The sequence below is a fragment of the Streptococcus sp. 27098_8_134 genome, assembly GCF_041431675.1.
Classification (GTDB): domain Bacteria; phylum Bacillota; class Bacilli; order Lactobacillales; family Streptococcaceae; genus Streptococcus; species Streptococcus sanguinis_R.
The window spans coordinates 508083-533539 of sequence record NZ_JAPVYD010000001.1; the positions used below are offsets into that span (position 1 = coordinate 508083).

Annotated in this window: 27 protein-coding genes; all 27 read right to left on the reverse strand. The window is 45.1% G+C overall.

Annotation, left to right across the window (positions count from 1 at the left end):
- Positions 1-72 precede the first annotated feature (72 nt).
- On the reverse strand, positions 73-1179 hold the full coding sequence (gene alr, locus O3620_RS02380; protein WP_371601476.1) for an alanine racemase: 1107 nt from the start codon (positions 1177-1179) through the stop codon (positions 73-75).
- Positions 1169-1531 (reverse strand): holo-ACP synthase, encoded by a 363-nt coding sequence (gene acpS, locus O3620_RS02385; RefSeq protein WP_223315211.1) that lies wholly within the window; start codon positions 1529-1531, stop codon positions 1169-1171. Before acpS ends, alr begins: the two co-directional genes overlap by 11 nt.
- Positions 1532-1638: 107 nt before the next feature.
- Positions 1639-2670 carry a 3-deoxy-7-phosphoheptulonate synthase gene (locus tag O3620_RS02390; RefSeq protein WP_371601384.1) on the reverse strand — a complete coding sequence of 344 codons (1032 nt, stop codon included), beginning with the start codon at positions 2668-2670 and terminating at the stop codon, positions 1639-1641.
- Position 2671: 1 nt separating this feature from the next.
- On the reverse strand, positions 2672-3703 hold the full coding sequence (locus tag O3620_RS02395) for a 3-deoxy-7-phosphoheptulonate synthase (RefSeq protein WP_002901054.1): 1032 nt from the start codon (positions 3701-3703) through the stop codon (positions 2672-2674).
- A 20-nt stretch (positions 3704-3723) separates the two neighbouring features.
- A complete protein-coding gene (gene secA, locus O3620_RS02400; protein ID WP_125357155.1) occupies positions 3724-6243 on the reverse strand; it encodes a preprotein translocase subunit SecA in 2520 nt (839 codons plus the stop codon).
- A gap of 289 nt (positions 6244-6532) precedes the next feature.
- Positions 6533-7732 (reverse strand): acetate/propionate family kinase, encoded by a 1200-nt coding sequence (locus tag O3620_RS02405; RefSeq protein WP_125377425.1) that lies wholly within the window; start codon positions 7730-7732, stop codon positions 6533-6535.
- Positions 7733-7865: 133 nt separating this feature from the next.
- Positions 7866-8579, reverse strand: coding sequence for an MIP/aquaporin family protein (locus tag O3620_RS02410; RefSeq protein ID WP_125352167.1), 714 nt, complete (start codon positions 8577-8579; stop codon positions 7866-7868).
- Positions 8580-8763: 184 nt separating this feature from the next.
- Positions 8764-9297 carry a heme-binding protein gene (locus O3620_RS02415; protein WP_111676307.1) on the reverse strand — a complete coding sequence of 178 codons (534 nt, stop codon included), beginning with the start codon at positions 9295-9297 and terminating at the stop codon, positions 8764-8766.
- 58 nt (positions 9298-9355) lie between these two features.
- Positions 9356-9736 carry a glycerol dehydratase reactivase beta/small subunit family protein gene (locus tag O3620_RS02420; protein ID WP_002910467.1) on the reverse strand — a complete coding sequence of 127 codons (381 nt, stop codon included), beginning with the start codon at positions 9734-9736 and terminating at the stop codon, positions 9356-9358.
- Positions 9717-11573: a diol dehydratase reactivase subunit alpha gene (locus tag O3620_RS02425; RefSeq protein WP_371601385.1), complete on the reverse strand. Its 1857-nt coding sequence runs from the start codon at positions 11571-11573 to the stop codon at positions 9717-9719. The genes O3620_RS02420 and O3620_RS02425 overlap by 20 nt, the downstream gene beginning before the upstream one ends.
- Before the next feature lie 98 nt (positions 11574-11671).
- Positions 11672-12187 (reverse strand): diol dehydratase small subunit, encoded by a 516-nt coding sequence (locus tag O3620_RS02430; RefSeq protein WP_002903911.1) that lies wholly within the window; start codon positions 12185-12187, stop codon positions 11672-11674.
- Between the two features lie 30 nt (positions 12188-12217).
- The gene (locus O3620_RS02435; protein ID WP_002898192.1) at positions 12218-12886 is read right to left on the reverse strand and encodes a propanediol/glycerol family dehydratase medium subunit; all 669 of its coding nucleotides are present in this window, start codon (positions 12884-12886) and stop codon (positions 12218-12220) included.
- Positions 12887-12897: 11 nt separating this feature from the next.
- Entirely contained in the window at positions 12898-14559 is a 1662-nt protein-coding gene (locus O3620_RS02440; RefSeq protein WP_371601386.1) for a propanediol/glycerol family dehydratase large subunit, read from the reverse strand.
- A gap of 21 nt (positions 14560-14580) precedes the next feature.
- Entirely contained in the window at positions 14581-15330 is a 750-nt protein-coding gene (pduB, locus tag O3620_RS02445; protein ID WP_371601477.1) for a propanediol utilization microcompartment protein PduB, read from the reverse strand.
- Between the two features lie 396 nt (positions 15331-15726).
- Positions 15727-16176: a cupin domain-containing protein gene (locus O3620_RS02450; protein WP_002896350.1), complete on the reverse strand. Its 450-nt coding sequence runs from the start codon at positions 16174-16176 to the stop codon at positions 15727-15729.
- 17 nt (positions 16177-16193) lie between these two features.
- Positions 16194-17288 (reverse strand): ethanolamine utilization protein EutH, encoded by a 1095-nt coding sequence (locus O3620_RS02455; protein ID WP_002896353.1) that lies wholly within the window; start codon positions 17286-17288, stop codon positions 16194-16196.
- A gap of 16 nt (positions 17289-17304) precedes the next feature.
- The gene (locus O3620_RS02460; protein ID WP_002896356.1) at positions 17305-17586 is read right to left on the reverse strand and encodes a EutN/CcmL family microcompartment protein; all 282 of its coding nucleotides are present in this window, start codon (positions 17584-17586) and stop codon (positions 17305-17307) included.
- A gap of 14 nt (positions 17587-17600) precedes the next feature.
- On the reverse strand, positions 17601-18248 hold the full coding sequence (locus tag O3620_RS02465; RefSeq protein ID WP_371601387.1) for an ethanolamine utilization protein: 648 nt from the start codon (positions 18246-18248) through the stop codon (positions 17601-17603).
- Between the two features lie 31 nt (positions 18249-18279).
- Positions 18280-18906 (reverse strand): ethanolamine utilization phosphate acetyltransferase EutD, encoded by a 627-nt coding sequence (gene eutD, locus O3620_RS02470; protein ID WP_371601388.1) that lies wholly within the window; start codon positions 18904-18906, stop codon positions 18280-18282.
- Positions 18907-18929: 23 nt separating this feature from the next.
- Entirely contained in the window at positions 18930-19571 is a 642-nt protein-coding gene (locus O3620_RS02475; protein ID WP_371601389.1) for a hypothetical protein, read from the reverse strand.
- A 195-nt stretch (positions 19572-19766) separates the two neighbouring features.
- Positions 19767-20042 (reverse strand): propanediol utilization microcompartment protein PduA, encoded by a 276-nt coding sequence (pduA, locus tag O3620_RS02480; RefSeq protein ID WP_002896373.1) that lies wholly within the window; start codon positions 20040-20042, stop codon positions 19767-19769.
- A 55-nt stretch (positions 20043-20097) separates the two neighbouring features.
- Entirely contained in the window at positions 20098-20379 is a 282-nt protein-coding gene (gene pduA / locus O3620_RS02485; RefSeq protein WP_002898203.1) for a propanediol utilization microcompartment protein PduA, read from the reverse strand.
- A 34-nt stretch (positions 20380-20413) separates the two neighbouring features.
- Positions 20414-21892 (reverse strand): acetaldehyde dehydrogenase (acetylating), encoded by a 1479-nt coding sequence (locus O3620_RS02490; RefSeq protein ID WP_002901059.1) that lies wholly within the window; start codon positions 21890-21892, stop codon positions 20414-20416.
- A 6-nt stretch (positions 21893-21898) separates the two neighbouring features.
- Positions 21899-22462, reverse strand: coding sequence for a BMC domain-containing protein (locus O3620_RS02495; RefSeq protein WP_371601390.1), 564 nt, complete (start codon positions 22460-22462; stop codon positions 21899-21901).
- Positions 22463-22477: 15 nt separating this feature from the next.
- A complete protein-coding gene (gene eutL / locus O3620_RS02500) occupies positions 22478-23131 on the reverse strand; it encodes an ethanolamine utilization microcompartment protein EutL (RefSeq protein WP_009659835.1) in 654 nt (217 codons plus the stop codon).
- Between the two features lie 15 nt (positions 23132-23146).
- Positions 23147-24067, reverse strand: a complete 921-nt coding sequence (eutC, locus tag O3620_RS02505; RefSeq protein ID WP_371601391.1) for an ethanolamine ammonia-lyase subunit EutC — start codon at positions 24065-24067, stop codon at positions 23147-23149.
- 16 nt (positions 24068-24083) lie between these two features.
- The gene (locus O3620_RS02510) at positions 24084-25454 is read right to left on the reverse strand and encodes an ethanolamine ammonia-lyase subunit EutB (protein ID WP_002903902.1); all 1371 of its coding nucleotides are present in this window, start codon (positions 25452-25454) and stop codon (positions 24084-24086) included.
- Between the last annotated feature and the right edge of the window lie 3 nt (positions 25455-25457).

Here is a 25457-nt window from a genome sequence, read left to right on the forward strand (position 1 = left end):
CTAAAATCACAGACAGGGGGAAAAAGCTAGAACATTATCAAATACTTCAAGCGGTTCCCTGCATTAATGTTCTTAGTCTTTATAGACCCTCGGTACACGGTCGCTAATCAAGCAAACCACCTCATAGTTAATGGTGCCACGTTTTTCTGCCACATCTGTCGACGTAATGGTCTCCGCTCCGCTATTTCCAATCAACACAACCGGCGTGCCAAGGGGATAAGCCTGAGGCAGGCGCACTGTAATTTGGTCCATGGAAACGCGGCCGACAATAGGACAACGCTGACCATCAATCAAGACATCAAAACCCTGCATATCCCGTGTCCAGCCATCCGCATAACCCAAAGGAATGGTGCCAATCCACTCTTGAGACTTGCTGGTGTAGGTGGCTCCATAGCCAACATCTGCTCCAGCCTCTACTTCCTTGACATGTACCAATTCTGAGACCAGCGACAAAGCCGGCTTGAATTCATAAGGAAGTTCCAAGACTCTTCCGCTGGGGTTGAGACCATAGATGATATCCCCCAGCCGGACGGCATTTAGAACAGTCTCACTATGCCAGAGAGAGGTGGCAGAATTACTAGCGTGAACGAGAGGAGGAACACTGTCCAGCTCAGATAAGATCTGATGAAAACGAGCTAGCTGGGCTTCAAACTTTTGGTGCTCCGCTTCATCTGCCGTTGCAAAGTGAGTAAAAATTCCCTCCGCGACAGCTCCAGCAGCCTGCAAGCGATGGATTGCCTCCTGAGCTTCCTGACTATCTCGAAAACCAATCCGCCCCATACCAGAGTCAATCTTGATATGAAAATTCAAACCTGTTAAGTCTTTTTCCGCAGCTAAAGCTAGATCCAGCCATTCTAAACTAGCTACGGTCAGAGAGACCTTTCCCTTTCTAGCCAGCGGAAGCGCAGCCAGATCTGATACTCCTAGCACCAGAATTTTTTTGCCAATGCCGGCTGAGCGCAGCTCCAAGGCTTCATCGATATTAGACACACAAAATCCATCTACGAGGGGCTCAATGTGCCTAGAAACCTCAATAGCTCCGTGACCATAAGCATTGGCCTTGACGACAGCCCACTTCTCTGTCTTCTGAGGCAGATGGGCACTCAATTGTCTAATATTAAATGCAATGGCAGCTAAATCAATCACTGCCTTGCTGGGTCTATGCAGACTAGCTTTCATCATTTTCCTCCAAAATAACGCTGGCTGTAACTAAGCCAGCAGCGTGGCTAATCGAAATCCAAACCTTGCCAGTAAAAGGTGACCGGCTAAAATAAGGCGCTCCCTGACGGTCGTTTAAAATCTCCAAGTCCTGAAACCTGAGCTTACCGATACCAGTTCCCCAAGCTTTAGAAAAAGCCTCCTTGGCAGCCCAACGTCCAGCTAGAAATTCTATTTTCCGCTTGCCGGATAACTCCTCAAAACGAGAAAGCTCCGCCTCCGTCAAGACCTTCTTTGCAAAACGGGCATTTTTCAGATAGGCTCGCTCAATGGCAGCCAGTTCTTCTATGTCAATTCCGTGTCCTTTTATCATATCATTCTCTGGAAAGGCGACAAAACTCAGCTGGGCCGCCAGCTGAGTTCGTCTTCACCCGACAGTTAGTCCTCTTTACAGGTCAAGACTGTCCCTTTCAATTTTCCTTATTTATCTAAAGTGTTGTAAATTTCTTCAATAAGCTGAACTGTATTGTTCCAGCCTAGGCAAGGGTCAGTGATAGATTTACCAAAGACTTCAGGCTCATTTTGCCGACCGTCTTCCAGATAAGACTCAATCATAAAACCACGAACCGCTCTCTTAATCTTTTCGTTCCAATCCCGATTCAGCAAGGTCTGACGTACAATCCTAATCTGTTCCAGATATTGCTTGCCAGAGTTATCGTGATTGGTATCGATGACGATGAAAGGATTCTCCAAGCCCATCTTTTCATAGTAGGAAATGGCATCCAGCATATTTTCATAGTAGAAATTTGGAATGTTCTTACCGTATTCATTGGTTGCCCCACGCAGAATAACATGAGCCAAAGGATTTCCAGAGGTTTCTACTTCCTGGCCATGAAAAAGGAAAGTCTGCTTATTTTGTGCCGCATAGACAGCGTTAAACATAACTCCCAGATTACCAGAAGTTGGATTCTTCATGCCGACTGGAGCGTCAATACCTGACGCCACAAAGCGGTGCTCCTGGTCTTCAACTGAGCGAGCACCCACAGCATGATAGCTAACCAAGTCATCTACCAGCACAAGATTGGACGGATAGAGCATCTCATCAGCCGTCGTCAGACCAGTCTCTGTAATGACGCGGTAGTGCAACTGACGAACTGCCTGCAAACCATTGATAAGACTAGGTGCTTTAGAAGTATCCGGCTGGTGAACCAAGCCCTTATAACCATCCCCATTGGTCCGCGGCTTAGCAGTATAGACGCGCATGACGATAAAAATCTTGTCTGCGACCTTCTTCTGCAGCTCTGACAAACGGCGGGCATACTCCAGCACAGCCTCTTCATTGTCTGATGAGCAAGGACCAATCACCAAGAGAATACGCTCGTCTTCCCCACTGAGAATCTCAGCTAGTTCTTGGTCTCGCTTGTTTTTATGAGTCAAGGCCTGACCAGTCAGTCTGGTTCTGGACTTAATCTGCTCAATGTCAATTTTCTGACCTTTTTCGATAAATGCCATACTATTTTCCTAATGTATCATAAATTTCTCGAACCAGCTGTTCTGTATTAGCCCAGCCCAGACAAGGGTCAGTAATGGACTTACCAAAGACTTCTGGCTCGTCCTGACGGCCGTCTTCCAGATAAGACTCAATCATAAAGCCCCGTACTGTAGCCTTAATCTTTTCATTCCAGTCTCGGTTAATCAGAGTCTGGCGAACGATACGAACCTGCTCCAGATACTGCTTACCAGAGTTATCATGATTGGTGTCAATGATGATAAAGGGATTTTCTAAGCCCATTTTTTCATACTGAGCAATGGTATCCAGCAAATTATCATAATAGTAGTTAGGAATATTCTTACCGTATTCATTCAGAGCACCACGCAAGATGGCATGCGCCAAGGGATTGCCAGATGTTTCTACTTCCTTACCAGCGAATAGGAAACTCTGCTTGTTCTGAGCTGCATAGATACCGTTAAACATGACATTGAGATTACCAGAAGTCGGATTTTTCAAGCCAGTCGGAAGATCCGCTCCACTAGCTACAAATCGGTGCTGCTGGTCTTCGACCGAGCGAGCTCCTACAGCCATGTAAGAAATTAAATCATCTACCAGAGGCAGATTTTCTGGATAGAGCATCTCATCAGCTGTGGTCATGCCTGTCTCGGAAATAACCCGATAGTGCAGATTGCGGACTGCCTTGATACCGTTAATCAGACTAGGAGCGGCTGTCGCATTAGGCTGATGAATAAGCCCTTTGTAGCCATCTCCGTTCGTCCGAGGCTTAGCAGTATAAACCCGCATGACCATGAAAATGCGGTCTTTTACTTCTTCTTGGAGAGCAGATAGACGCTTGGCATACTCTAGCACCGCTTCTTCGTTATCTGAAGAGCAGGGACCGATAACCAAGAGAATGCGGTCATCTTGACCACGCAGAATGGCTTCCAACTCTCGGTCACGCTTTTCCTTGCGAGCTAACATGTCGCCTTCTAGCTTAGCAAGTTGGCGAACTTCTGCCACATCAATGGGTTGACTAGTTGCTTTAAAGGTCATCTATTCTCCTTCTTTTATGTTTACTTTTTGCGGCCGTGGCAGTTCTTGAACTTCTTGCCAGAACCACATGGACAAGGGTCATTTCTCTTTACGTTAGATAGGTCTACATTCTCAGGCATATTTGGCGCCTTGGCAGAGATATTGCGGGTAGCTGTGGTATTGATAGCCCGCTCTGTCCGAGGGCGCTCTTGCTCATGAATCTGCGCTTTCATCATCAGACGAGTTACATCGAATTCAATGGAGCCAATCATGTCGTTGAACATACGGAAGCTTTCTGCTTGATATTCGACAACTGGGTTATTTTGTGCATAACCGCGCAGTCCAACAGCATTGCGCAGCTGGTCAAGGGCGTCGATATGATCAGTCCACTTGCTGTCCACCACGCGCAGAATCAAGACCTTCTGGAATTCACGTACAGCTTCTTCATCTCGCAGTTTAGCAATCTGACTGTCGTAGACTTCCAATGCACGTTCAAACAGATAATCTTTGATTTCTTGGTCAGATTTGCCTTCCAAATCGCTGTCAGAAATAGAATCTTCTGAAACCAAGTTATACTTAGCAAAGTTTAAAATTGCTTCAATCTTATCATCCTGATCTGAGTGGCTGCTGCCATCAACGATGCGGTTAATCGTCCGTTTAATCATAGCATGGATTTCAGGACTGAGGTCACGGTCAGCAGTAATGACATCGTGGCGCTCAGCATAGATAATTTCCCGCTGCTCACGCATCACGTCATCATATTGCAAGACTTGTTTCCGCGTATCGTAGTTATTTCCTTCGACACGCTTCTGAGCTGCCTCTACCTGACGGGTCAGCATGCCAGACTTGATAACAGAATCTTCGTCACTAAGGTTCATTCGATCCAAGAGGGCTTTAATGCGCTCTGAACCAAAGCGGCGCATAAGCTCATCTTCCAGTGACAGGTAAAATTGTGACTCACCTGGATCACCCTGACGACCTGAACGTCCACGCAGCTGATTGTCAATCCGGCGGCTTTCATGGCGCTCTGTACCAATAACGCAGAGTCCCCCCAGTTCGCGAACACCTTCACCCAACTTGATGTCGGTTCCCCGTCCAGCCATATTGGTCGCAATAGTAACCGCACCACGTTGGCCGGCGTTCATGATAATTTGTGCTTCTTTATAGTGGTTTTTCGCATTAAGAACTTCGTGAGGAACCCCAGCTTCTACCAATTTCTTAGAAATATAATCACTGGTTTCAACCGCAACGGTACCGACCAGAACAGGCTGCCCTTTTTCATGACGCTCTTTAACATCCTGAACAACTGCTTTGAACTTCGATTCGATACTTGGGTAGAGCAGGTCAGAATGGTCAATACGTGCTACCGGACGGTTGGTTGGAATCGGGATAACACGAATGTTGTATGTTTCGCGGAACTCTTCTTCCTCTGTCTTAGCTGTACCTGTCATGCCGGACAGCTTCTTATACATACGGAAGAGGTTCTGATAAGTGATAGAAGCAGAAGTCTTTGTTTCTTCCTGAATCGGCACACCTTCTTTGGCTTCAATCGCTTGGTGGAGACCGTCGGAGTATCGACGACCTTCCATTGTCCGACCAGTAAACTGATCGACAATCAGAATTTCCTGATCTTCACTGACCACATAGTCAATGTCAAGGAGCATGATGTAGTTAGCTCGCAGAGCATTGTCGATAAAGTGAGTCAAGGCAACATTTTCAATATCGTAGAGATTGTCTAGCTTGAAGTAGCTTTCTGCCTTGTCAATACCTGAGTCAGACAGACCAATCGTCTTAGACTGAACATCGATGATGTAGTCGTCCTTATCCAGAGATTTGACATAGTGGTCAGCCATATGATAAAGCTGGTTGGTATCTGAAGAAACCGGTCCGGATACGATCAATGGTGTCCGGGCTTCGTCAATCAGGATTGAGTCCACCTCATCGACCAAAGCATAGTTGAGCGGACGCTGTACCATGTTTTCAGCGCGGACTACCATGTTATCACGCAAATAGTCAAAGCCGATCTCAGCATTGGTTGAATAGGTAATGTCACAAGCATATGCTTCTTTCTTCTCAGATGGAGACTTAGCTGCCAGATTGATACCGACAGAAAGACCCAGCCAAGAGTAGAGTTCACCCATTTCGGTCGCGTCACGCTCAGTCAGGTATTCATTGACTGTGACAACGTGCACACCTTTGCCTGCAAGGGCATTTAAGTAAACTGGCATTGTCGCAGTCAAGGTTTTTCCTTCACCAGTACGCATCTCCGGAACGTCACCATGATGGAGAACGATCCCACCCATAACCTGTACCTTATAAGGGAAAAGCCCCAACACTCGCTTAGCTCCTTCACGGACAACCGCAAAAGCTTCAAATAAGAGCTGATCGAGAGTTTCACCATCAGCATAGCGTTTCTTGAATTCTTCTGTTTTTGCCTGAAGTTCTTCATCAGACAAGGCTGCCATTTCGTCTTCATAAGCCAAGACCTTGTCAGCCATTTTTTCTAATTTTCTTAATTCACCTTTATCATTTTCAATGATAGTCTTTAAAATATTCGCCATTTTTTTCCTTACTATATAATAATCTTTCTGATTTTTAGAATGTTCTTTTCATTATAGCATGTTTTCCTATATCTTTCAAGAATGAAAAAAGCAAAAAAGCTCCATCAGACTGTGCTTACAGAACCGGGAGATAGCAGGAGATTAGAGGATAAAAAAGAAAAGGCAGAGGTTTTACTCTGTCTTTTCGAGTCCAAACAGCACAAGGATAAACAAGTGTTTTTTCTTTTTGATAAAGAGACCTTTTTCCGATAGTGTCTAACACTCCTTGGACATTCTACCCCTCTTTTGGCTACTTAAAATCCAACAAGCGCATGGTGTCTTGGGCAATCATCAATTCTTCATTGGTTGGAAGAATGAGAATTTTAGCCTGCGACTGGGAATTTTGGATAAAGAGCTGTCCTTGCTCGTTAGCTGCCTGATTTAAAGAAAGTCCTAAGCAATTGAGCTTTTGAACGACCAAGCTGCGGATCAAGGCTGAATTCTCCCCAATTCCAGCAGTGAAAACCAAGGCATCCAAACCATCTAAATCTGTAATGTAGCTTGCAATGGTCTGAGCAATACGGTTGACAAACATATTAACTGCTAGACTAGCTTTTTCATCGCCTCTGTCACAAGCCTCCAAAACATCTCTTAAATCATTGCTGAGTTGGGAGATGGCCAGCAGACCAGATTCTTTATTGAGGACATCGCTTAATTGCTGGGCTGATAATTTTTCCTGTTCTAGCAAAAAAGGAAGAATCATGGGATCTATGTCACCCGAGCGGGAGCCCATCATCAGGCCAGCTAAGGGGGTAAAGCCCATTGAAGTATTGACAGACTGACCATTTTTAATGGCGCAGATACTAGCACCATTGCCCAAATGGCAGTTGATAATCTTCAAATGCTCTGAAGCTTCTCCTTGGCCCTCCCAAATCTCCTGTACCTTTTGAGCAATATACTTGTGACTTGTTCCGTGGAAACCATACTTTCTTAAACCGTATTTATGATAGTAATCCCAGGAAAGAGGATAAAGATAATAGGCTTCTGAAAGGCTTTGATGAAAGGCCGTATCAAACACAGCCACTTGTCCTGTCTCCGGCAAGGCCTTTTGGAAAGCTCGAATCCCTACTAAGTTGACAGGGTTATGGCTAGGAGCTAGGAAGGACAGCTTCTCAATGATGGATAGCACTTGCTCGTCTATCAAAGCAGAATCATCAAAGGATTCTCCGCCATGGGCTACGCGATGACCGACTCCATCTATCTCGTCCAGAGAAGCAATCAGCTTCCGCTCCAAAAGAAAGTTCAGCAAGTAATCCACGGCAAATTGATGCGAAGGAATAGCCAGCAGTTCCTTTTCTTTTTGACCTTCAAATTCAATCTTAAAAATGCCTTCCTTTAAGCCAATCTTTTCAAAAATTCCTTTCACCAAAAGGCTTTCATCAGGCATACTGAGCAGTTGAAATTTTAATGACGAACTGCCCGCATTAATCGCAAAAATTTTTTTAGACATATTTTTCTCCTGAGCAATGAAAACAGTGATTTTTCCAAATAACGTTTTTTGAAAACTGAAACTTTTCATTGCTGCTTGTTAGATAAATAAGCTAGCTTCAAATGGTCGGCTAGCTTATTTACTATTTTGTACATTACATAGCATTGACTGCTAAGACAGCCAAGACAGCGCCGATAGTCGGTCCTACAATTGGCACCCAAGCATAAGCCCAGTTTGCATCTCCTTTATTCGGAACTGGTAAGAGGGCATAAGCAAGGCGCGGACCGAAGTCCCGGGCTGGGTTGAGGGCAAAACCTGTCGTCGAACCCAAAGACAAGCCGACCGCCATAATGAGGAAGCCAACTAAGAGTGGAGTGAGTCCAGGCGTGATTTCGCCGTGCGTTATCATCAAAAGTGCAAAGATGAAGAAGAAAGTCGCAACGATTTCGCTAAGCAGATTAAATGCTGGATTCTGGATGGCTGGTCCAGTAGCAAATACGCCAACTGAGTTGCCTTCTTCCGCCTTGGTTTCTTTGAAATGGGGATAATAGAAGAGCACTACAATAGCCGCTCCGACAAAGGCTCCTAGAATCTGAGCAATGATATAGCCCACCACTTGCTCCCAGGGGAAGATGCCACCCACCGCAAAGGCAATAGTGACAGCTGGGTTAAGGTGACCGCCAGTATTATAAAATCCTGCCGTATAGACACCCAAGGTCACTGCTAAGCCCCAACCAAATACAACGGTAAACCAATTGGGAGAGAAACCTTTTGCGATGCTTTTATTAAGACTGATAGACGCTCCGATTCCATTCCCAAAAACCATCAGAACCATGGTGCCTAAAAATTCACCTAGATATTTTTCCATACTCCATACTCCTTCATTTCGAAATATTTTATACTCTCTCCTCTATATTGCTTCCACAGCGCAATAGAGAGTCTAAGAAAGTATAAGAGAAATATGCTCGTAAAATAGGAGAAAATCCCTAGCTCCAAAGCATGGATTGCAAGTGGTATTCTCTCCTCTGATATTATTTAATTAGCTTGCTTCTCTACAGACCTACAGCATACTCAGCAATGGACTGGTCTTCTTCAGAACTTCCTCCGCTGACGCCGATACCACCAATCATCTCTGACTGGCAATAAATAGGAATGCCACCTGCTAAACTAACGACCTTATTGTCAGTCATCGTTTCCAGCTGGTAGAGCCACTGGCCAGGCTGAGTTAAAGGTGCTAGATCCTTGGACTGCATCCTCATGCCGACAGCTGTGTAAGCTTTCTTATAAGCCATATCGTTACTCACTAACAAGGCATTTTCCATACGATAGGTCATCACGACTTGTGCTGCTGGATCAACCACCGTTATCACGACAGCTAGTCCCAGCTCTTCAGCCTTGCGTCTGGCCCTTGTTACCAATTCCCAGGCATCCTGATAGATATTTGTGAAAAGAACAGGCTCTTTATCCAGTAAGGTTTGGCATCTGGCAAGAACTTTTTGGATAATGCTGTCCTGCAATTCTGAGTTTCCTTCCCAGCTTGATAGTTCTGGACTGCTGAGCTCGTCTTTCTCTCTATCTCTAGCCATCCATTTCACCTCTTTTCAGTAGTTAGCTCGGCCATCTTTTTGAGTCGATCGGAACAAGTCAAAAAGATGCTTCTAACAGGTCAGATTTTTTAAACGGGACTCCCTTGACCAGACGCGCTGCATTTGAACCAAATAAGCGCAAGACATGGTCGGGTATAGCGGAATAATCTTTGATACGATAGATAAATTTTTCAAGCGGCAAGTTACGATAATGGAGGACTGCGTCTCGCCCGTCACAGGCAATCCCTACTAACAGCTGGGATTGAGTTGCAGCCACATGCGCTAGTGACACAGGATCGCTAAGTTCATCTGGACTGACTAGGCTAAAAGGGATACCTTCCTCTTCGATACCGTAGCCGATTTGTGCCACCTTATCCGCAGGAGCATTGTCCGTAGCTATCAGCCTAATGGTGGGCTTTCTAGTATAAGCTAATTCCATAGTCGGCCCCCCATTTCTCTCTGACATAGGTCAAAATCAGTCCGGTCGCTACTGCATTTCGAGGCCCTACCAAGCCACGCACATTACCTCGACCAGCTACAATGGCATTCTGAGAGAGGGCTTCGGTCACTAGCTGAGGTATTTCAAAGTCCAAAGCTGAGCCACCCACGATGACAACGAAAGGAATGTCTCGAATATTTTGAGTGGGGCTGACACGCTTGAGAGCCCGAACCGCATTGATAACAAAGACTCTTTCCTTGGCTGACTGCCGAACGAGTTTGATTTTCTCGATAGAGTAGTCTCCGTCATCAATAGGAACAAATTCATCATTTTCCTTGACGATGACGACTCTGGCAAACAAATCTCCAGACAGCGGCTTGTCAAAAAATTGAACAGTCCCGTCTTCATGCCGGATATGGAAAAGACTTTCTACCTTAGCCAAAGGATATCGTTTGATGTCCTCTGCCAGATGATGATTTTCCAGTCCCAATTCCGAATTGATCAGCATGGTTACCATATCACCGGCACCGGCTAGATGGACAGCCAAGATTTGACCCCTGCTATCGATAATGGAAGCATCTGTCGAGCCTGCTCCTAAGTCCAAAATAGCCAAGGGGCGATCCGTCCCTGGTGTAGTCAGAGCCCCGAGGATAGCTGATTCAGCTTCTGCTCCACCGATTTCTACGGTAATACCCAGCTCACGTTCGACTTCTTGGGCAATGATGGACATTTGCAGCTTGTCAGAATTTACCATAGAGGCAATGCCGACAGCCTGCTCCATAGAAAATTCTCCAGCCACACCACCGCGCACAGAAATCGGAGCAAAAGTATTGACGGCCAGTAAGTCACGGATATAAATGTCGGAAGGCTCTTTCTCGGTCAAGTCAGCCATGGTTTGGCGCACCTTCTCCAGCATGCCTCCAACATTGGTTCCCGCTTCTCCGACAACATTGCTAATCTCACCAGCATAGACGATTTTCTCCATAATCTCATCGGCACCCTTGGAAATATCCACCTTTAAGGTATGCTCCTTACCGATAATTTGGATACTGCCTGCTGGAATCGTCCTAGCCTGAACATCACCTGCTGGTGTCTTAATTACGACAGCCGAGCGGTTGCCAATGAGGGCACGGGCAATGGGAACGATGCTTTTCGTCTCTTCTGCGCTCAAGCCGAAGACCGTCGCAATGCCATAGGGATTGGATAATTGGGAAATCACCTTCCCCTGCTCTACCACTTCAACAGCAGCTTGCATGCCCAAAGGAACCTTGTCAATAAAGAGAATCTCATCCACGATTGGAATCTTTTGGCTAATGCGGTTGTTGACCAGGACCCCATCATCCGCCTGCAGAATGGCAGCGGTAATCTGATAGCCCTTGGCTAGATAGGCATTGATCAGCTGGGCAACCAAGTCAAAATCAATGACCTTCGGCACTACTACAATGTATTTCCCATCAATCGGATGATGAACCAAATCAAGAATATCCACTGTCAGTCCAATCCCCAGACCCAGACCACCTGGAGTACGGGGATTATGACCAATCATGGTAGACTCAGTAATGACCGTCTCTGTGATGGTTTCCATGGCAACATCGCCGATAACAGGCGTCGCTTCATTGATCCGAATCAAATCAACTTGTCCCAACTCAAGCGGTGTTTGCTCCATCAATTTTCTCAGAGATTGATAAATCCCGTGGACATTTTCCTTGGTCCCCTTGATACCTGTTGTATCCGCAATGGCTGAGGCAAGAAAGTGAATGCTTCCATCATCTTGCACTTCAGCTAAGGCAGACTCGGTCGAAGAATTTCCTATGTCTACTCCAATGATTCGTTTCACATTTTCACCTCCACCAAGATTAGGCTATTTTGAGCAGCATTTATAAAAGAAGTGACAATAATCTTTTTTCAACCCAAAATAGCCTTGGTAAAACCGGATTAGTTGTCGCCTTTCAACTTCTTGCGGCGTTCATAATTTTCAGCGGCTTCTCTGACAAAGCCCGCACAGATAACAGCTCCATATTGATTTTCCAGTTCATTGGCTATGTCCAATAATTCCTGTTTGGAAGACCGGTAAGGGCGCAGGGCATTGTAGATTTCCAGCACACGCGCATCCGGAACCTTGGTCAGTTCCGCAGCCCGAGAAAAGTTATACTGGATTGCTTCGCGGCCGGCATTCTTAGCAATTTCACCTTGCTTGATCAAAATCTCTGGCTTAATCCGCAAATCCTCTGCAGTCACATAGCCAGACAAGATATTTTCCAGTGTAATATCTTCGAATTTCTTATCCTGACCAACCTTTATCCAGTCTGGGTGTTTTTTAGAAATAGGATAATCAGCCGCTGTCGCTTCATCAGAACTGACAGGACGATTGGCTGCTCCTTGATTAGTTGAGCCGCTGTCGCTTAGCTCGGCTAATATTTGTTTTACTAATGTTTCTACTGATTCACTCATTCTGATTTCTCCTTGTAGACATCATATGCATCAAATCACCTGACATTCATCAGCTGGTTTTCCTCTTTTAACCAGTTTCGTTTCCTTGATATGCAGCAAGGCTGAGTAGGCCTGGTACTTAGGACGAGCCATTTGGTCGTTAAGGGTTGGCACCGGATTTGGTGTTTCACCCTTAGCATACTTAGCAGCATTTTTACCAATCAAACGATAGGTTTCAGGAGTTAACAAAGGTGCCTGCGGGAAGAGTTCCAGATTACTGAGCGGTGGCAAATCACGTTGGTGAATAACCGTTGTTCCCTTAGACTGAACACCGATAGAAATGCCAGAACCAGACAAGTGGTCTCCTTCTACCGCTACAAAGGCAACGTCAGAAGAACGATAGACCTTGACAATGCGAGCCTTGAGCCCTTCTTCTTCGATACCAGCCACCAGCTGACGCAGTACTTCCGTATGAGGAATGTCCACCATCGTCTTCACCTGCTGTTCCCCAAAGGCAGGTCCAACTGCAATAACGACTTCATCCGTTGACTGGCTAGGTTTAGCCACACCAACTGTACGGATGACAGCTTTTTCATTGGACACAGGCTTTGTGACAGGCTTTTCGCTTGTTTCAGCAGCTGTTTCGTTGGTATTGACGCTCATCTCTTTCATCACTTCTGCAATAATGGAGCGCAGTAAAGTTTCATTTATCTCTGTCATCTTAGCTCCTCCTATACATCACGCGGGTCAATCGCTTTAGGAATGTCTTTGACTTTTTCCCATTCTTCGCCGACCAGACGATGGCCTGTACCGACACCAACATAGTCATTCGGTGAATTCACCGCTGAAATAACATTCCAATCCCGATCAAAGATAGCAGATGTTTGCAGGAAATCCCCTGCTACACGTTGCTTGAACAAATTGAGCAGCTCATTGGCAACTTCAGGGAAGCCATTATTAGCCAAGGCTTTGATCAAATCAGCCCCTTGAACTCCGCGTTCCAGAATACCTTGAGCAGCCTTGATGTCTTCAACCTTATCCCGCTCTGGCATATCTTTAGAGCCATGAGCATAGGTCGCTGCTTCGACTTCTTCGTCGGTAATCGGCGGCAGGCCCAAGCCTTTGAAAAGAGCTTGCATAACGCGTGCTGCCTTGTTCCGAACCTTCACAACTTCCTCTTCACGTACAGGACGAAGACCACCGTCTACCCGCAGGTCACGTTGCAAGACATTGTAGTCGTCAAAGTCTTCCGCATCCCAGTTAGAGCCGGCAAACATATTGTCATAGTTTGGTGTAGCAGAGTAGCCAGAGTTGATAAAGTCTGTACCTGGTGCAAACTGCATCAAAGTCCGAACGGAGCGGCGTAAGTCTGAGTGAGTAAAGGTTTGGTCATTTGATGATGCACATTCCAAATCCAGCATGCTGGCAATCAAGTTTTCAGCAACGACCGCCCGAATACCACTCGGAACAGCTGCAGGAATACCGATACAGCTTACTGATCCATTCTGAGTTCCTTGAACCCCAGCCGCTTTCGTGACATAGAGACAGCGAGCTTCCAGATAGAGCATGGACTTGCCTTCGGCTTGTCCCATCTGCACTTCAGACCCTGTACCGGAAGTGAAGCGCATCTTGAGTCCGCGAGAAGCATAGGCGGAAGCCAGAAAGGCCTTGGACCAAGGTGTATCATCTCCATCGGTGAAGACATCTTCTGTACCATAAACAGAGATAGTCTCAGCATAGGCCGTAAAACCACGCATACCAAATTCTAGTTCTGTCGCTTCTTCCAAGGAGCACTGAGTCAGTACCCCAGGACGGCCCACTTGTGAGCCAATCATCAGAGACAGAGCATTAAATGGAGCGTAACGCACTACGGCAACCGTTGTTTCCTGCTCTGCAAAACCACGCAGAGCTCCTTCAGCCGCATCTGCTGCAATCTGCACTGGATTATCATTAACATTAGTGACGTGGGCTTGAGTAGCTGTTTGCTTACGGGTCCGCATCTTTTGCAGACACATCATGATTTCCACGACATTCATCTGATTGACCACTTCAATGATTTTAGCCGGAGTCATGGCCTTGGTCAGCTTGATGATTTCTGTACGAGGTACACTCGGTGTCAATATTTTATTGGCAATCTCTCGTGAGTCCATCTGAATAACTTCTTCAGCTCGGCTCAGGTCAATCCCATAATTGGCAATGAACTGGTCAATCAGGTCAAATTCTTCTTTTGGTTTGCCGTCTAACTCAACCACTTTTCCATTTTGAATCTTGATACTGGGTTTAGGGTCATTTGGGCTTTCCATAGCCACTAAACCTTCTTCAACCCATTCTTTTACAAACCCATCTTGGTTGATAGGGCGTTTGCTTAATACTTCAAAACGTTTGGATCTCATACCGTTTCCTCCCTCTCACTCTTAAATGTAAGATGGCTGTGAGTTGGTTGGCTCATCACCCATACTGCCTAGAAGTGCCAGTCCAACTTCACGCGCTGAGATAACTGATTGTCTAACTGCTCCAGAATCCCCACTGATAAAGAGGATGGCTTCGTTTGAGTGGCTGGTACCACCATTTCCTGGAGAAGCATAGCCGACAACAGTAACGTTTGCAGCCTTAACAGCTGTATCCGCCATAACAACACCAATAGCTGCAGGTGCTCCAACAATCAATCCAAAAGCACGGCCGTATTCAGCACCAAAGGCAGTCTGGCAAGCATAGCTAGCACGCGCAGTATATTGGAGTTCAATATGTCCTGCATCATTAGCATAAACATCGCCAAAGGTTCGATCCACTTCCTCCAAGGTTACTTCCACAGCTCGTCTGACATCTGATACATCTTCACCACCGAAGATAATCAAACTTCCGTGTCCAGCACCTCCCTTGGTATCACGAGGCAGTTCGATTTTAACAATTTCTGTATTGGTTGCTTTGACCGCTTCATCAGCAGCCATGATATGAGGACCCGCACCGGTACGAGCACCGACTACACCAATTGAGCGATAGCTCTTTTCTAGCTTCATAGCATCCAGCACCTGCTGGTCCACATTGGCAATGACAAGTCCAATTGTATCGCCTATCGGATTAACACCGACAAATTCTGTAATATTGCATTTGTTTTCCATAAGACAGCTCCTTTCGCTGACATGTTTTTTTGAAGCGCTTACAATTTTAGAGAATAGGCAAATCAGATAAGAGGAGCACCATAGCTATACGCCTCTTTCTGATTCTTTTTTTCTTACTTTTTTTGGGTCAAAAGAATAGATTATTCTAAGGTTTTCTGTTAAAATGAGTATGGTTGTTTTTTATAAAGGAAAAAATTCTGCATTCTCAAAAAGAGCCTAACCAACTTTTTTAGGAATGCTAAGCTAAGCCTACAAGAAATATACTTGACAGGCCTTTCCCTTCAAAAATAACAATCGCAGAGACAGATAACAGATGATAAACTTTTCGCAGGGTTGCTCATCTTCTATCTGTTTTTTTATTTTCCATCATTACAGAATGGCAGGACAGCAGGCCGCTGTCCTGCCATTCTAGTAAATCTGATAGTTCAAACCTCCAACAAACTAGCCTTGCCAGTCAGCCGGATAGGTCACATAGATAAAGCGGGCCTTATCTCTGACAGAGAACTGAATGTCGCTGCCTTTAGGGATAAAGAGTACTTCGCCAGGGCCAGCTGTCATGACTTCGTCACCAACGATAATATCAAGACGCCCTTCAATAACATAGTCCACTTCATCATAGTCCAGATGCCAAGGGAAAGTTGTCTTTTCCATGGTCATCAGACCCAAGCCCAATCTTGGGCTTTCATCTAAGGTCAGCAAGTCTCGCGTATAAACTTGATGGCTCGCATCACCTGTATCCAAGCGATCTTCTGGACGAACATCCAGACCAGGCAGGGCGATAGAAGCTACGCCTGCCTTGCTGACTTTCTTCCCACCATCTTTAGTGGCTAATTCTTCCAATAAAATCTTACGAACCAATGTTTCTAGGTCAGAACGATTAATATCTGCCATACTTCATACCTCCAAGTCTAAGCTTCCTTCTTCGTTAAGAAGAAAGCCAGTAATACCGCTGTGATACCGCCGACAAATTTACCAATCATCATCGGCACAATCATTTCCGGTTTTTGACCAGCTGTGAAGCCTAGGTGATCTCCGATAACAAAGGAAGCAGATACGGCAAAAGCTACGTTGATAATCTTACCGCGTTTGTCCATATCCTTCATCATCTGGAACATGGCAATGTTATTAGCCAGAGAAGCTACCAAACCAGCTGCACCAACTTCGTTCATTCCTAGGGATTTTCCGATAGCAGAAAGCGGTTTGTTGGCTACCTTGGTAAAGACAGCTACCAGACCAAAGGCTCCAGCCAAGGTTACGGCAATCGTTCCGACAACTTCAAAGGCTTCCTTCAGTGTCTCAGCACCTTTTGGATAGAGGCTGATGAGCCATTCATTTCCAGTCAGAAGCTGCGCTGCACCAAAGGCCAAACCAAGCGTTGCCAAGATAACAATAATCTGACCAAATACTTCAAAACCTTTAATCATGGCATTAGGTGCCAAAAGCAAACCTATGAAAATCAAAGCAGATACAATGATAATCGGGATAAGATTGACAACCAAGGTTCCAAAAGGCAGACCTGGCACGAAAATTCCTCCAAGGAGACAGCCAATCGGAACAGTTACCAAACCATATAGGATTCCGCGAGCCAAAAGCGGACGGTCATCTTTTTCGATAATACCCAAGGCAACTGGAATCGTAAAGACGATGGTTGGCCCCATCATAGAACCCAGTACAAAGGCAGCAAAGTTTCCTACTGCTGGATCCTGAGCCAGACTGAGAGCCAGAGGAGCTCCTCCCATATCATTGGCAATGAAGGTTGTCGCAAAAATAGACGGGTCAGCGCCCACCAAGCCATACAAAGGCACGACAATTGGTTTCAAGACATCCGCCAAGAGGGGAGCGATTACCATAATCCCAGCCATAGACAGAGCCAAAGCTCCCATAGCCATGATTCCTTCTTCAAATTTTTCACTTAGTCCTAGTTTGCCACCGATACATTTATCCACTGCACCGATCAGCATGAATAGAACCATGATATAAATGATAATTTCATTGATACTCATAACATTACCTTAGTTTCTAATATTCTTCATCACTGTGATAGTCAACCTTGTCAATGATAGCCACAACGACCATATCCACAGGGATATTCGTCTTATTTAGGCTCATCCGGGCAGAACTGCCAGTGGTTACCATTACTTGGTCTCCTTCGCCTGCACCGATGCAGTCGGCCACAATAAGCAGAGCTGGGTCACTTTGATGTTCATTTAGCTGCCGTTCGACCACTAAAAATTTCAAACCATTTAAATTTTCGTCTTTTCTAGTCGCCCAAAGGCTTCCTTTTACTTTACCAACAAACATCTCTACCCACTCCTTTATTCTATGATTTCTATTTTTTGACGTTTTAGATAATCTCTCGCCAAGGCTGTCACAATCATTCCTTTTTCTATTTTAAAGCTTCCGCTTTCAGGCAAGCCCATCTCTCTCAGCCTCTTCTCTGTCAGCAAAACCGGCTTGCCCGGAGCTTTAGTCTTCGGGCTGACTCCTTCTGCCACCGCCCGTTTCACTTCCGGACGAGGCTCTTCAGCCTGATTGCTTTCTAGGAGTGCTAAGAGCTGGCCTTCTTTATAAAATTGCAGACCGTAGCGAATCAGCTTTTCTCGCTGTCCCTGCAGTTCCTGATACAAGTGCACTTTAGAAGATTGCTTGTACTGTTGAATAGCAAAGGTGCTGTCCGACACGAGGACTTTTTTGCCTTTCAAAAGACTCTTTAAAATGACTGCTTCCTCTACCGCTAAAGGGCAAAGGGATGAGAGTCTCAGAAAAGCATCAAAACCAAGTGTCTCAACAACAACAATCTCTGCTGTGCAAGAATCTTTTACAACTTGAAAGCCTTCCCCTTCTAATAAATCAGGAATCTTATCGCCTCCAATGACGTATACTGAGGGTTTCTGAGGCTTTTTCTTCAACTTTTCCATCAGGCGGTCTGTAATCAAATCTACTAAATGATCTAGATTTTCCATTCTTTACCTACCTTTTATTTGCTCATACGACTTATTTTTTAATAATCCGTCCGCGTGTTCCTTTTTTGAAACCACAAGCATTGGCTTCATCGTAGTCAATATGCATATAAGTCGCAAACTTGGGACTAACACGGATAACCACATCGTCAAAAATCAGCGGACGAGCACCTTCTACTCTGACTTGTACAATCTCGTGATTTTTTACATTCAGACGTTCGGCATCTTCCGGTGTCATATGAACATGACGCTTAGCTACGATCAGGCCCTTATCCAGACAAACTGCCTTGTCTCCATGACCCAAGATAACACCCGGTGTTCCTTCAATATCGCCACTTTCGCGAATGGGTGCCTTGGTACCCAGCTGCAAACAATCGGTCAGGGAAACTTCTACCTGAGAATGTTTGCGAACAGGTCCTAGAATGACCACATTGTGAAAAGCGCCTTTTGGACCGACAACCGTCAGCCTTTCTTGACTAGCGAACTGGCCTGGCTGTGATAGGTCTTTTGCTTTTGTTAATTGATAGTTGGGACCAAACAAGGCTTCCAAATCTTCCTGACTCAAATGGACATGACGTCCGCTCGCTTCTACCTCAAATGACCCCTGCAATTCTTCCTGAACTTTATCAATTACTTTATTTACCAAATTTTCTAAAGTCATTGCTGTTCTTCTTTCTCTTGTTATTAGCTTGCTATCAACCAGAGCAAGACTTCAATTGATTTTAATAATTGAGAAACCTTACAAGCAAATTGATCTCTGTCACCATCAGCAGCCTGCTCCAATTCTTTGCGCAGGAGGGTCGTTTCGATATATGTTTCATAGCAATTCAGCTGCCAAGTCGGCTCCTGATAACTCATCATAACCGTTTCTTGATCGAGCTGTCGACTGACCCGAATGGCCTGCAATTCTGCATTGCTAGGCAGGTCTGTCTGGTAATCAGAAATATCATCCAGAATATGATGGCCGACGATTTGTTCTACTATGTTCAATAGTTGGCCAACTTGCTCACACTTTTCATCCTGAAAAGCCTGATGCAATTCTCTCTGGTTCTTCAAAAAGCAAGTATAAAGTTTAGTCAGTCTAAATAGTCGTGGATACACAGCAGAGTCCTCAAGGTTTGTAATCGGCACCCTGATAGCATCAGCAGCTGAGTCTGTTTTCCCTTTGGTCTGACCTGAACAGATAATTCGAATATGGTGATCATTGAGAAAACCTCTGGCTGCTGGCGTCAGTTTTTCATCTTTGTTTAATTCAAAGACACCGTTATCAGCGAGAACGGATTCTCTATAAAGCTTTCTAATCTTAGCTTCTGTAAAAACTGACATGTATTCACATCCTTCTACTCCGTTGATACTCTGTGAAAATCAATCTGATACTCTCCGAAAATCAATATTTCTGTCTAGTATCGGGCTGCTGCCCATAAGCTTCATTTTCACTGAGTATTCTATTTGCCTCAGGGCCTGTATCAGGCCTAAACGCTACAATACAGGCCCTTTCAGCAAATATTTATCTGTCCCAGATTATTTGGGCAGAATGACTTCCACTTCAGCATGTGGACGTGGAATTACGTGAACTGAAATCAATTCACCAACATTTTCAGCTGCAGCTGCTCCAGCATCTGTCGCTGCTTTGACTGCGCCGACATCACCACGAACCATTACAGTTACCAAACCAGCACCGACTTGTTCTTTACCAATCAAAGTTACGTTAGCGGCTTTGACCATTGCATCAGCTGCTTCAATTGCGCCGACGAGTCCTTTTGTTTCTACCATTCCTAATGCATTTGCGTTTGCCATGTTTATTTCCTCCGATTATTTTCTTGTTTTTAATTTTATCCGAAAGTCTGTAATCTTATTCTTGATGAGGCAAGATTACTTCTACTTCTGCGTGTGGACGTGGGATTACGTGAACTGAAATCAATTCACCAACATTTTCAGCTGCAGCTGCTCCAGCATCTGTCGCTGCTTTTACTGCGCCGACATCACCACGAACCAAGACTGTTACCAATCCAGCGCCGACTTGTTCTTTACCAACTAAAGTTACGTTAGCGGCTTTGACCATTGCATCAGCTGCTTCGATTGCGCCGACAAGTCCTCTTGTTTCTACCATTCCTAATGCATTTGCGTTTGCCATGATTGTATCCTCCAATTTTAATGTTTAATATTGACTATTTTAGTTTTTCCAATACGCGTTGAACCAACAAGGTTACCAGTTCTTCTTCGTTTGATCCGTCAACTGCTACTGCTTTTGGTTCTTCCACTGCCATATTTTCTGCTTGTCGCAGGTCTGACAGTTCTGATGTACCGTAAGCTACACGACGGATATTAAAGAGATTGAGCGGGCTGACATTATCAGATGTCGCGCTGCCACCCACAGCTCCACAACCCAAAGTAAAGGCTGGGAAAAGACCCGTCGTTGCACCGACACCACCCAGAGCTGCTGGCGTATTGATCAGCAGACGAGATACTGGTTTTTTCAGTGCAAATTCACGAATAATTTCTTCGTTTTGACTATGAATAGCAAGAGTGTGGCCTGCACCTTCGTGATGCAAGATCTTAATGCTCAGCTCACAAGCTTCCAACCAGTCCTTGACAGTGTAGAAGCCTAAGACTGGAGCTAGTTTTTCCATAGAATATGGATACTGCTTACCGACGCCAGTTTCTTCTGCAATCAAGACCCGAGCATCAGCTGGAACTGAAATACCAGCTAACTCAGCAATCACCTGAGGTGTTTTACCAACCATCTTCGGATTCATTGCACCACTCGGCTGGATAATGAAGGAGCCTAGTTTCTTAGCATCTTCTGCTGGAACAAAGTAAGCACCTTGTTTCTTGAACTCTGCTACAACCTTTTCCTTCATATCTTCTTCGACGATGATAGACTGCTCAGATGCACAAATCACACCATTGTCAAAGGTTTTAGAATCCAAAATCTGACGAACCGCTTTTGGCACATCTGCTGTTCTTTCGATGAAGGCTGGACCATTACCAGGACCTACACCGATTGCTGGTGTACCAGATGAGTAAGCTGCTTTGACCATGGCATTTCCACCAGTCGCCAAAATCAGATTTGTATCCTTGTGTCGCATCAACTCATTTGTAGCTGCGATGGATACCCGATGAATCGCACTGATGGCTCCATCCGGACATCCAGCTGACTTAGCAGCTTTCTTGATGATTTCCACCGTTTCCTCAATACACTTAAGAGCATTTGGGTGAGGAGAGAAGACGATACTGTTTCCTGCCTTCAAAGCGATCAAAGCCTTATACATAACCGTTGAGGTCGGGTTGGTTGATGGAATCAAGCCAGCAATGACACCGACTGGAACTCCAACTTCCAAGACTTTCTTTTCCTTGTCTTCGCTGAGAACCCCAACCGTTTTCATATCCTTGATTTCTTCAAGAATACCTTTGGAAGCAAGAGCATTTTTCAACACCTTGTCTTCCCAGCGGCCAAAGCCAGTTTCCTGAGCCGCCATTTTAGCTAGGCGTTCACGCTCATCATAACAAGCTTTCGCTACCACTTTTACAATGGTATCAATTTGCTCTTGGCTCATTTTAGCAAGTTCTGCTTGGGCTTTCTTTGCATCCCGAATCAAATTCCTTACTTCCTGAATCGATACCAAATCTTTATCTTCTAAAAACATCCGCAATTACTCCTCTCCTATTGTTTCCATCAAAGTCTCAACGAGAAGTTTCTTGTTGGCAAATTTGATTTCTTTCTTGCTGAGACGGATACCTTCTTGATGATAGGCAAGGCTGCGTAGTTCGACGACTTTTAGTTTTTCCAGTTCTTCTCTGGTGTAGGTCCTTGTCTCTCCTTCAAGCTTCTCTGCTGGTTCAGCCTTAGTTTCCTTTACAGGCTGAGGCTTTTCTTCGGTTTTTTCTGAAGGGATTGTTTCCGCCGTAGAAGCAATCTCTTTTTTAGCTGTTTTACTGTTTCTCTTTGGTACAAAGAGAAGGTCTGTCTGGTTATCCAACCTAGAAATTACATGGCTGGCCAGATAGTAAGGTTTATCCTGTACCAACTCAACTGCTGCATCAACCGCTGAGCGGACTGCACTGACATCGCCTATCAATTGAACCGTATTCAAACCAGCTTTGACCGTTTCAATATTAAGCAATGATACATTGGCAGCCTTCAAAGCCGCATCTGCCGCAACTACAGCACCTAGATAACCTTTTACTTCAATTAAACCTAGTGCTCTATCTGCCATTTAATCAACTCCTAATCAATAACTTTTAGGATCATTTGCTACTGCGATAACTGCATTCGCAAATGCGTCGCAGGCAGCTCGGCATGCTGACTGTGATCCGACCAGAAGTCCGCCGGCAAAGTTGGTTTCACTTGGTGGTCCGTAGAAGGCTCCAACCTGCACATCAGCCGCTTTCAAAGCCGCATCCAGTGCCACCATAGCTTCACCCGGTGGAGCAATCAAGTAAGCAATCGCTGTTCCTTCTTCTGCATTAGCCCCCTCTGACAGGTAAGAACCTGCACGAGAGATACAATGAGCAAAATAAGGAATACTGTCATCATCATTCGCACTGTAGAAGCTAGCCCCATTTTCGATTTCATAGACTGCTACATCCAGACCGCTGCGAACTTCTTCTGGGTTTGGACCAGCCAAGATACCGATGACTTCACCAGCCAGCTTAGTTGAAGCGTTGCCTGCACCAGCATACATACTGCGAGCATAGACCACTTCGACATCTGCTGCCTTGGTTGCTTCATCCAAGGCTACATAAGTGACATCATCACAGTCAGAAGTGATAATTCCCAGGCTTCTGTGATGTGGTTTCAGCTCCAAAGAAGCTGCCAAACCTGCATCCACGTTTGAAATCAGAAGGGCACTTAATACATTTGCACCTAATCGATCATTTTTCAAAGCCACTACCTCCTATTATTTCAAATCAATTCCTGATTTCTTATTATCAAGAATCTTCTTAATGATTTCTGCTACATAGGCTCCAGCTTCAACGGCTGGTGTTCCGCCTTTATGAATATTGGAAACAACGGTCCGTTTCGCTTCTGGCATACCAACTGTTGGCTTGTAAGCCAGATAAGCACTCATAGACTCAGCTGTTACCAGACCTGGACGCTCACCGACCAGCATACAGACAACTTCTGCTCCAGTCAGTTCTGCGATTTGGTCCATAGCTGCAACCCGAGCATGCTTGATAAAGAGTACTTCACCAAAGTCCAGTCCGAACATTTTCAGACCTTGCTTCAGAGCTGGCAGGAAGTCTTTGACGTTAGCCTCGATAGCTGATGAGCTAAGACCATCACCAACGACAATCTGAACTTTAGCATTAGGTTTGCATTTTTCCTTGATAATCGCCTGCTGATCTTCAGGGAAGACCCGGCCAAAATCTGGACGTGTCAAATATTCATCTTTAGTAGTCGCCTTGGTCTGTACAGGGATGAAGCCCATTTCCTTGATAAAGTCATCTGAAACATAGGAGAAGACCGCATCCTGAGCTGCCGCATGGTCTGCACGGAAACGCAAAACACTTTGTGTCTTGTAACGATCACCTGCCCGCCATAAGCCCAGACGTGCCGGAGTAAATTTCTTAATCTTCCGGTAAGCTTCTTCATTGATGGCATTCGGAACTAAGAACTGTTCCTGGATATCTACTTCTGTTATATCCGGAATGATGCCATCTTCAATCACTGAAGTGTCTTGTTTGACTTCTTCCTGCAGAGAAACCACAGGTTTTTCTGCTTTGTTCTGGTCAGTCGCTGCTGTTTCTTTAACAGCTGAGTCGCCGCCCATCTCATTTAACAATGAGCGAATCATTTCTTTTAATTGCAATTCATCCACAATGATTTCCTCCTTGCTAATTTGATTTCATAAAGATGGAGCCGTCTCCGCCGATTTCTGTCAGGTGACCATCTTCCATCAAGCCCATCTTTTCCATCCACTCTTCAAATTCCTTGATCGGACGTTTATTGAGAAGCGAACGCATGGTTGCTGTTTCATGGTAACCAGTTGTTTGATAGTTAAGCATGATATCGTCACCATGAGGAATCGCCATGATGTAGTTAACATTAGCTGCTCCGAGAAGAACCAAGAGATTTTCAGCGTCGTTTTGGTCAGCTTTCATGTGGTTAGTGTAGCAGATATCACAACCCATTGAGATACCAGTCAGTTTGCCCATGAAGTGGTCTTCCAAACCAGCACGGATAACCTGCTTAGAATCGTAGAGATACTCAGGTCCGATAAATCCAACAACGGTATTTACCAAGAATGGATCGAAGCGTTTAGCGAAGCCATAACAACGAGCTTCCATAGTCACTTGGTCTGCTCCATGGTGAGCATCAGATGAAAGTTCAGAACCTTGACCTGTTTCAAAGTACATGACATTCGGTCCAGCAGCTGTTCCCACTTTCAGAGCTGTATCCCAAGCTTCCTGAATGATTTTAGCATCAAAACCAAAGGCTTCATTTCCTTTTTCAGATCCAGCGATAGATTGGAAGACCAATCCTGTCGGAGCACCTTGATTCATAGCTTCAATCTGAGTAGTAACGTGAGCTAGCACACAGTGCTGAGTTGGAATCTTGTACTCTTCGATGAAGTCGTTAAACTTATGCAAGACGCGTTTGGTACTTTCTACTGAGTCATCTACTGGGTTCAATCCTAAGAGAGCATCCCCACATCCATAAGCAAAACCTTCCATAGTAGAAGCCATGATACCGTCTGGATCATCTGTGGTATGGTTAGGCTGAAGACGAGAAGAGAATGTTCCCGGCATACCAATCGTTGTATTGGCATGTTTGGTAATGACAATCTTATTGGCAGCTACAATCAAGTCCAAGTTGGTCATCAACTTAGCAACCGCTGCTACCATTTCAGAAGTCAACCCACGAGACAGCCACTGAATGTCCACGTTCTTAGTCTTGTTATCCAAGATCCATTCACGCAGCTCTTCTACTGTCCAATTCTTAATCTTTTCGTAAGTACGAAGATTGACGTCGTCAATGATAATCCGTGTTACCTCATCTTCTTCATAAGGAACTACTGGATTATTGAACAAATCAGACAGTTTTAGCTGAGCTAGTACAACCTTAGCAGCGACACGCTCTTCAGCAGATTCTGCTGCTACTCCGGCTAGCTGATCCCCGGATTTGTACTCATTGGCTTTGGCCAGCACTTCTTTTACGGATTTAAATTCGTAAAGCCGACCAAACAATTTTGTTTTCAAAATCATGGA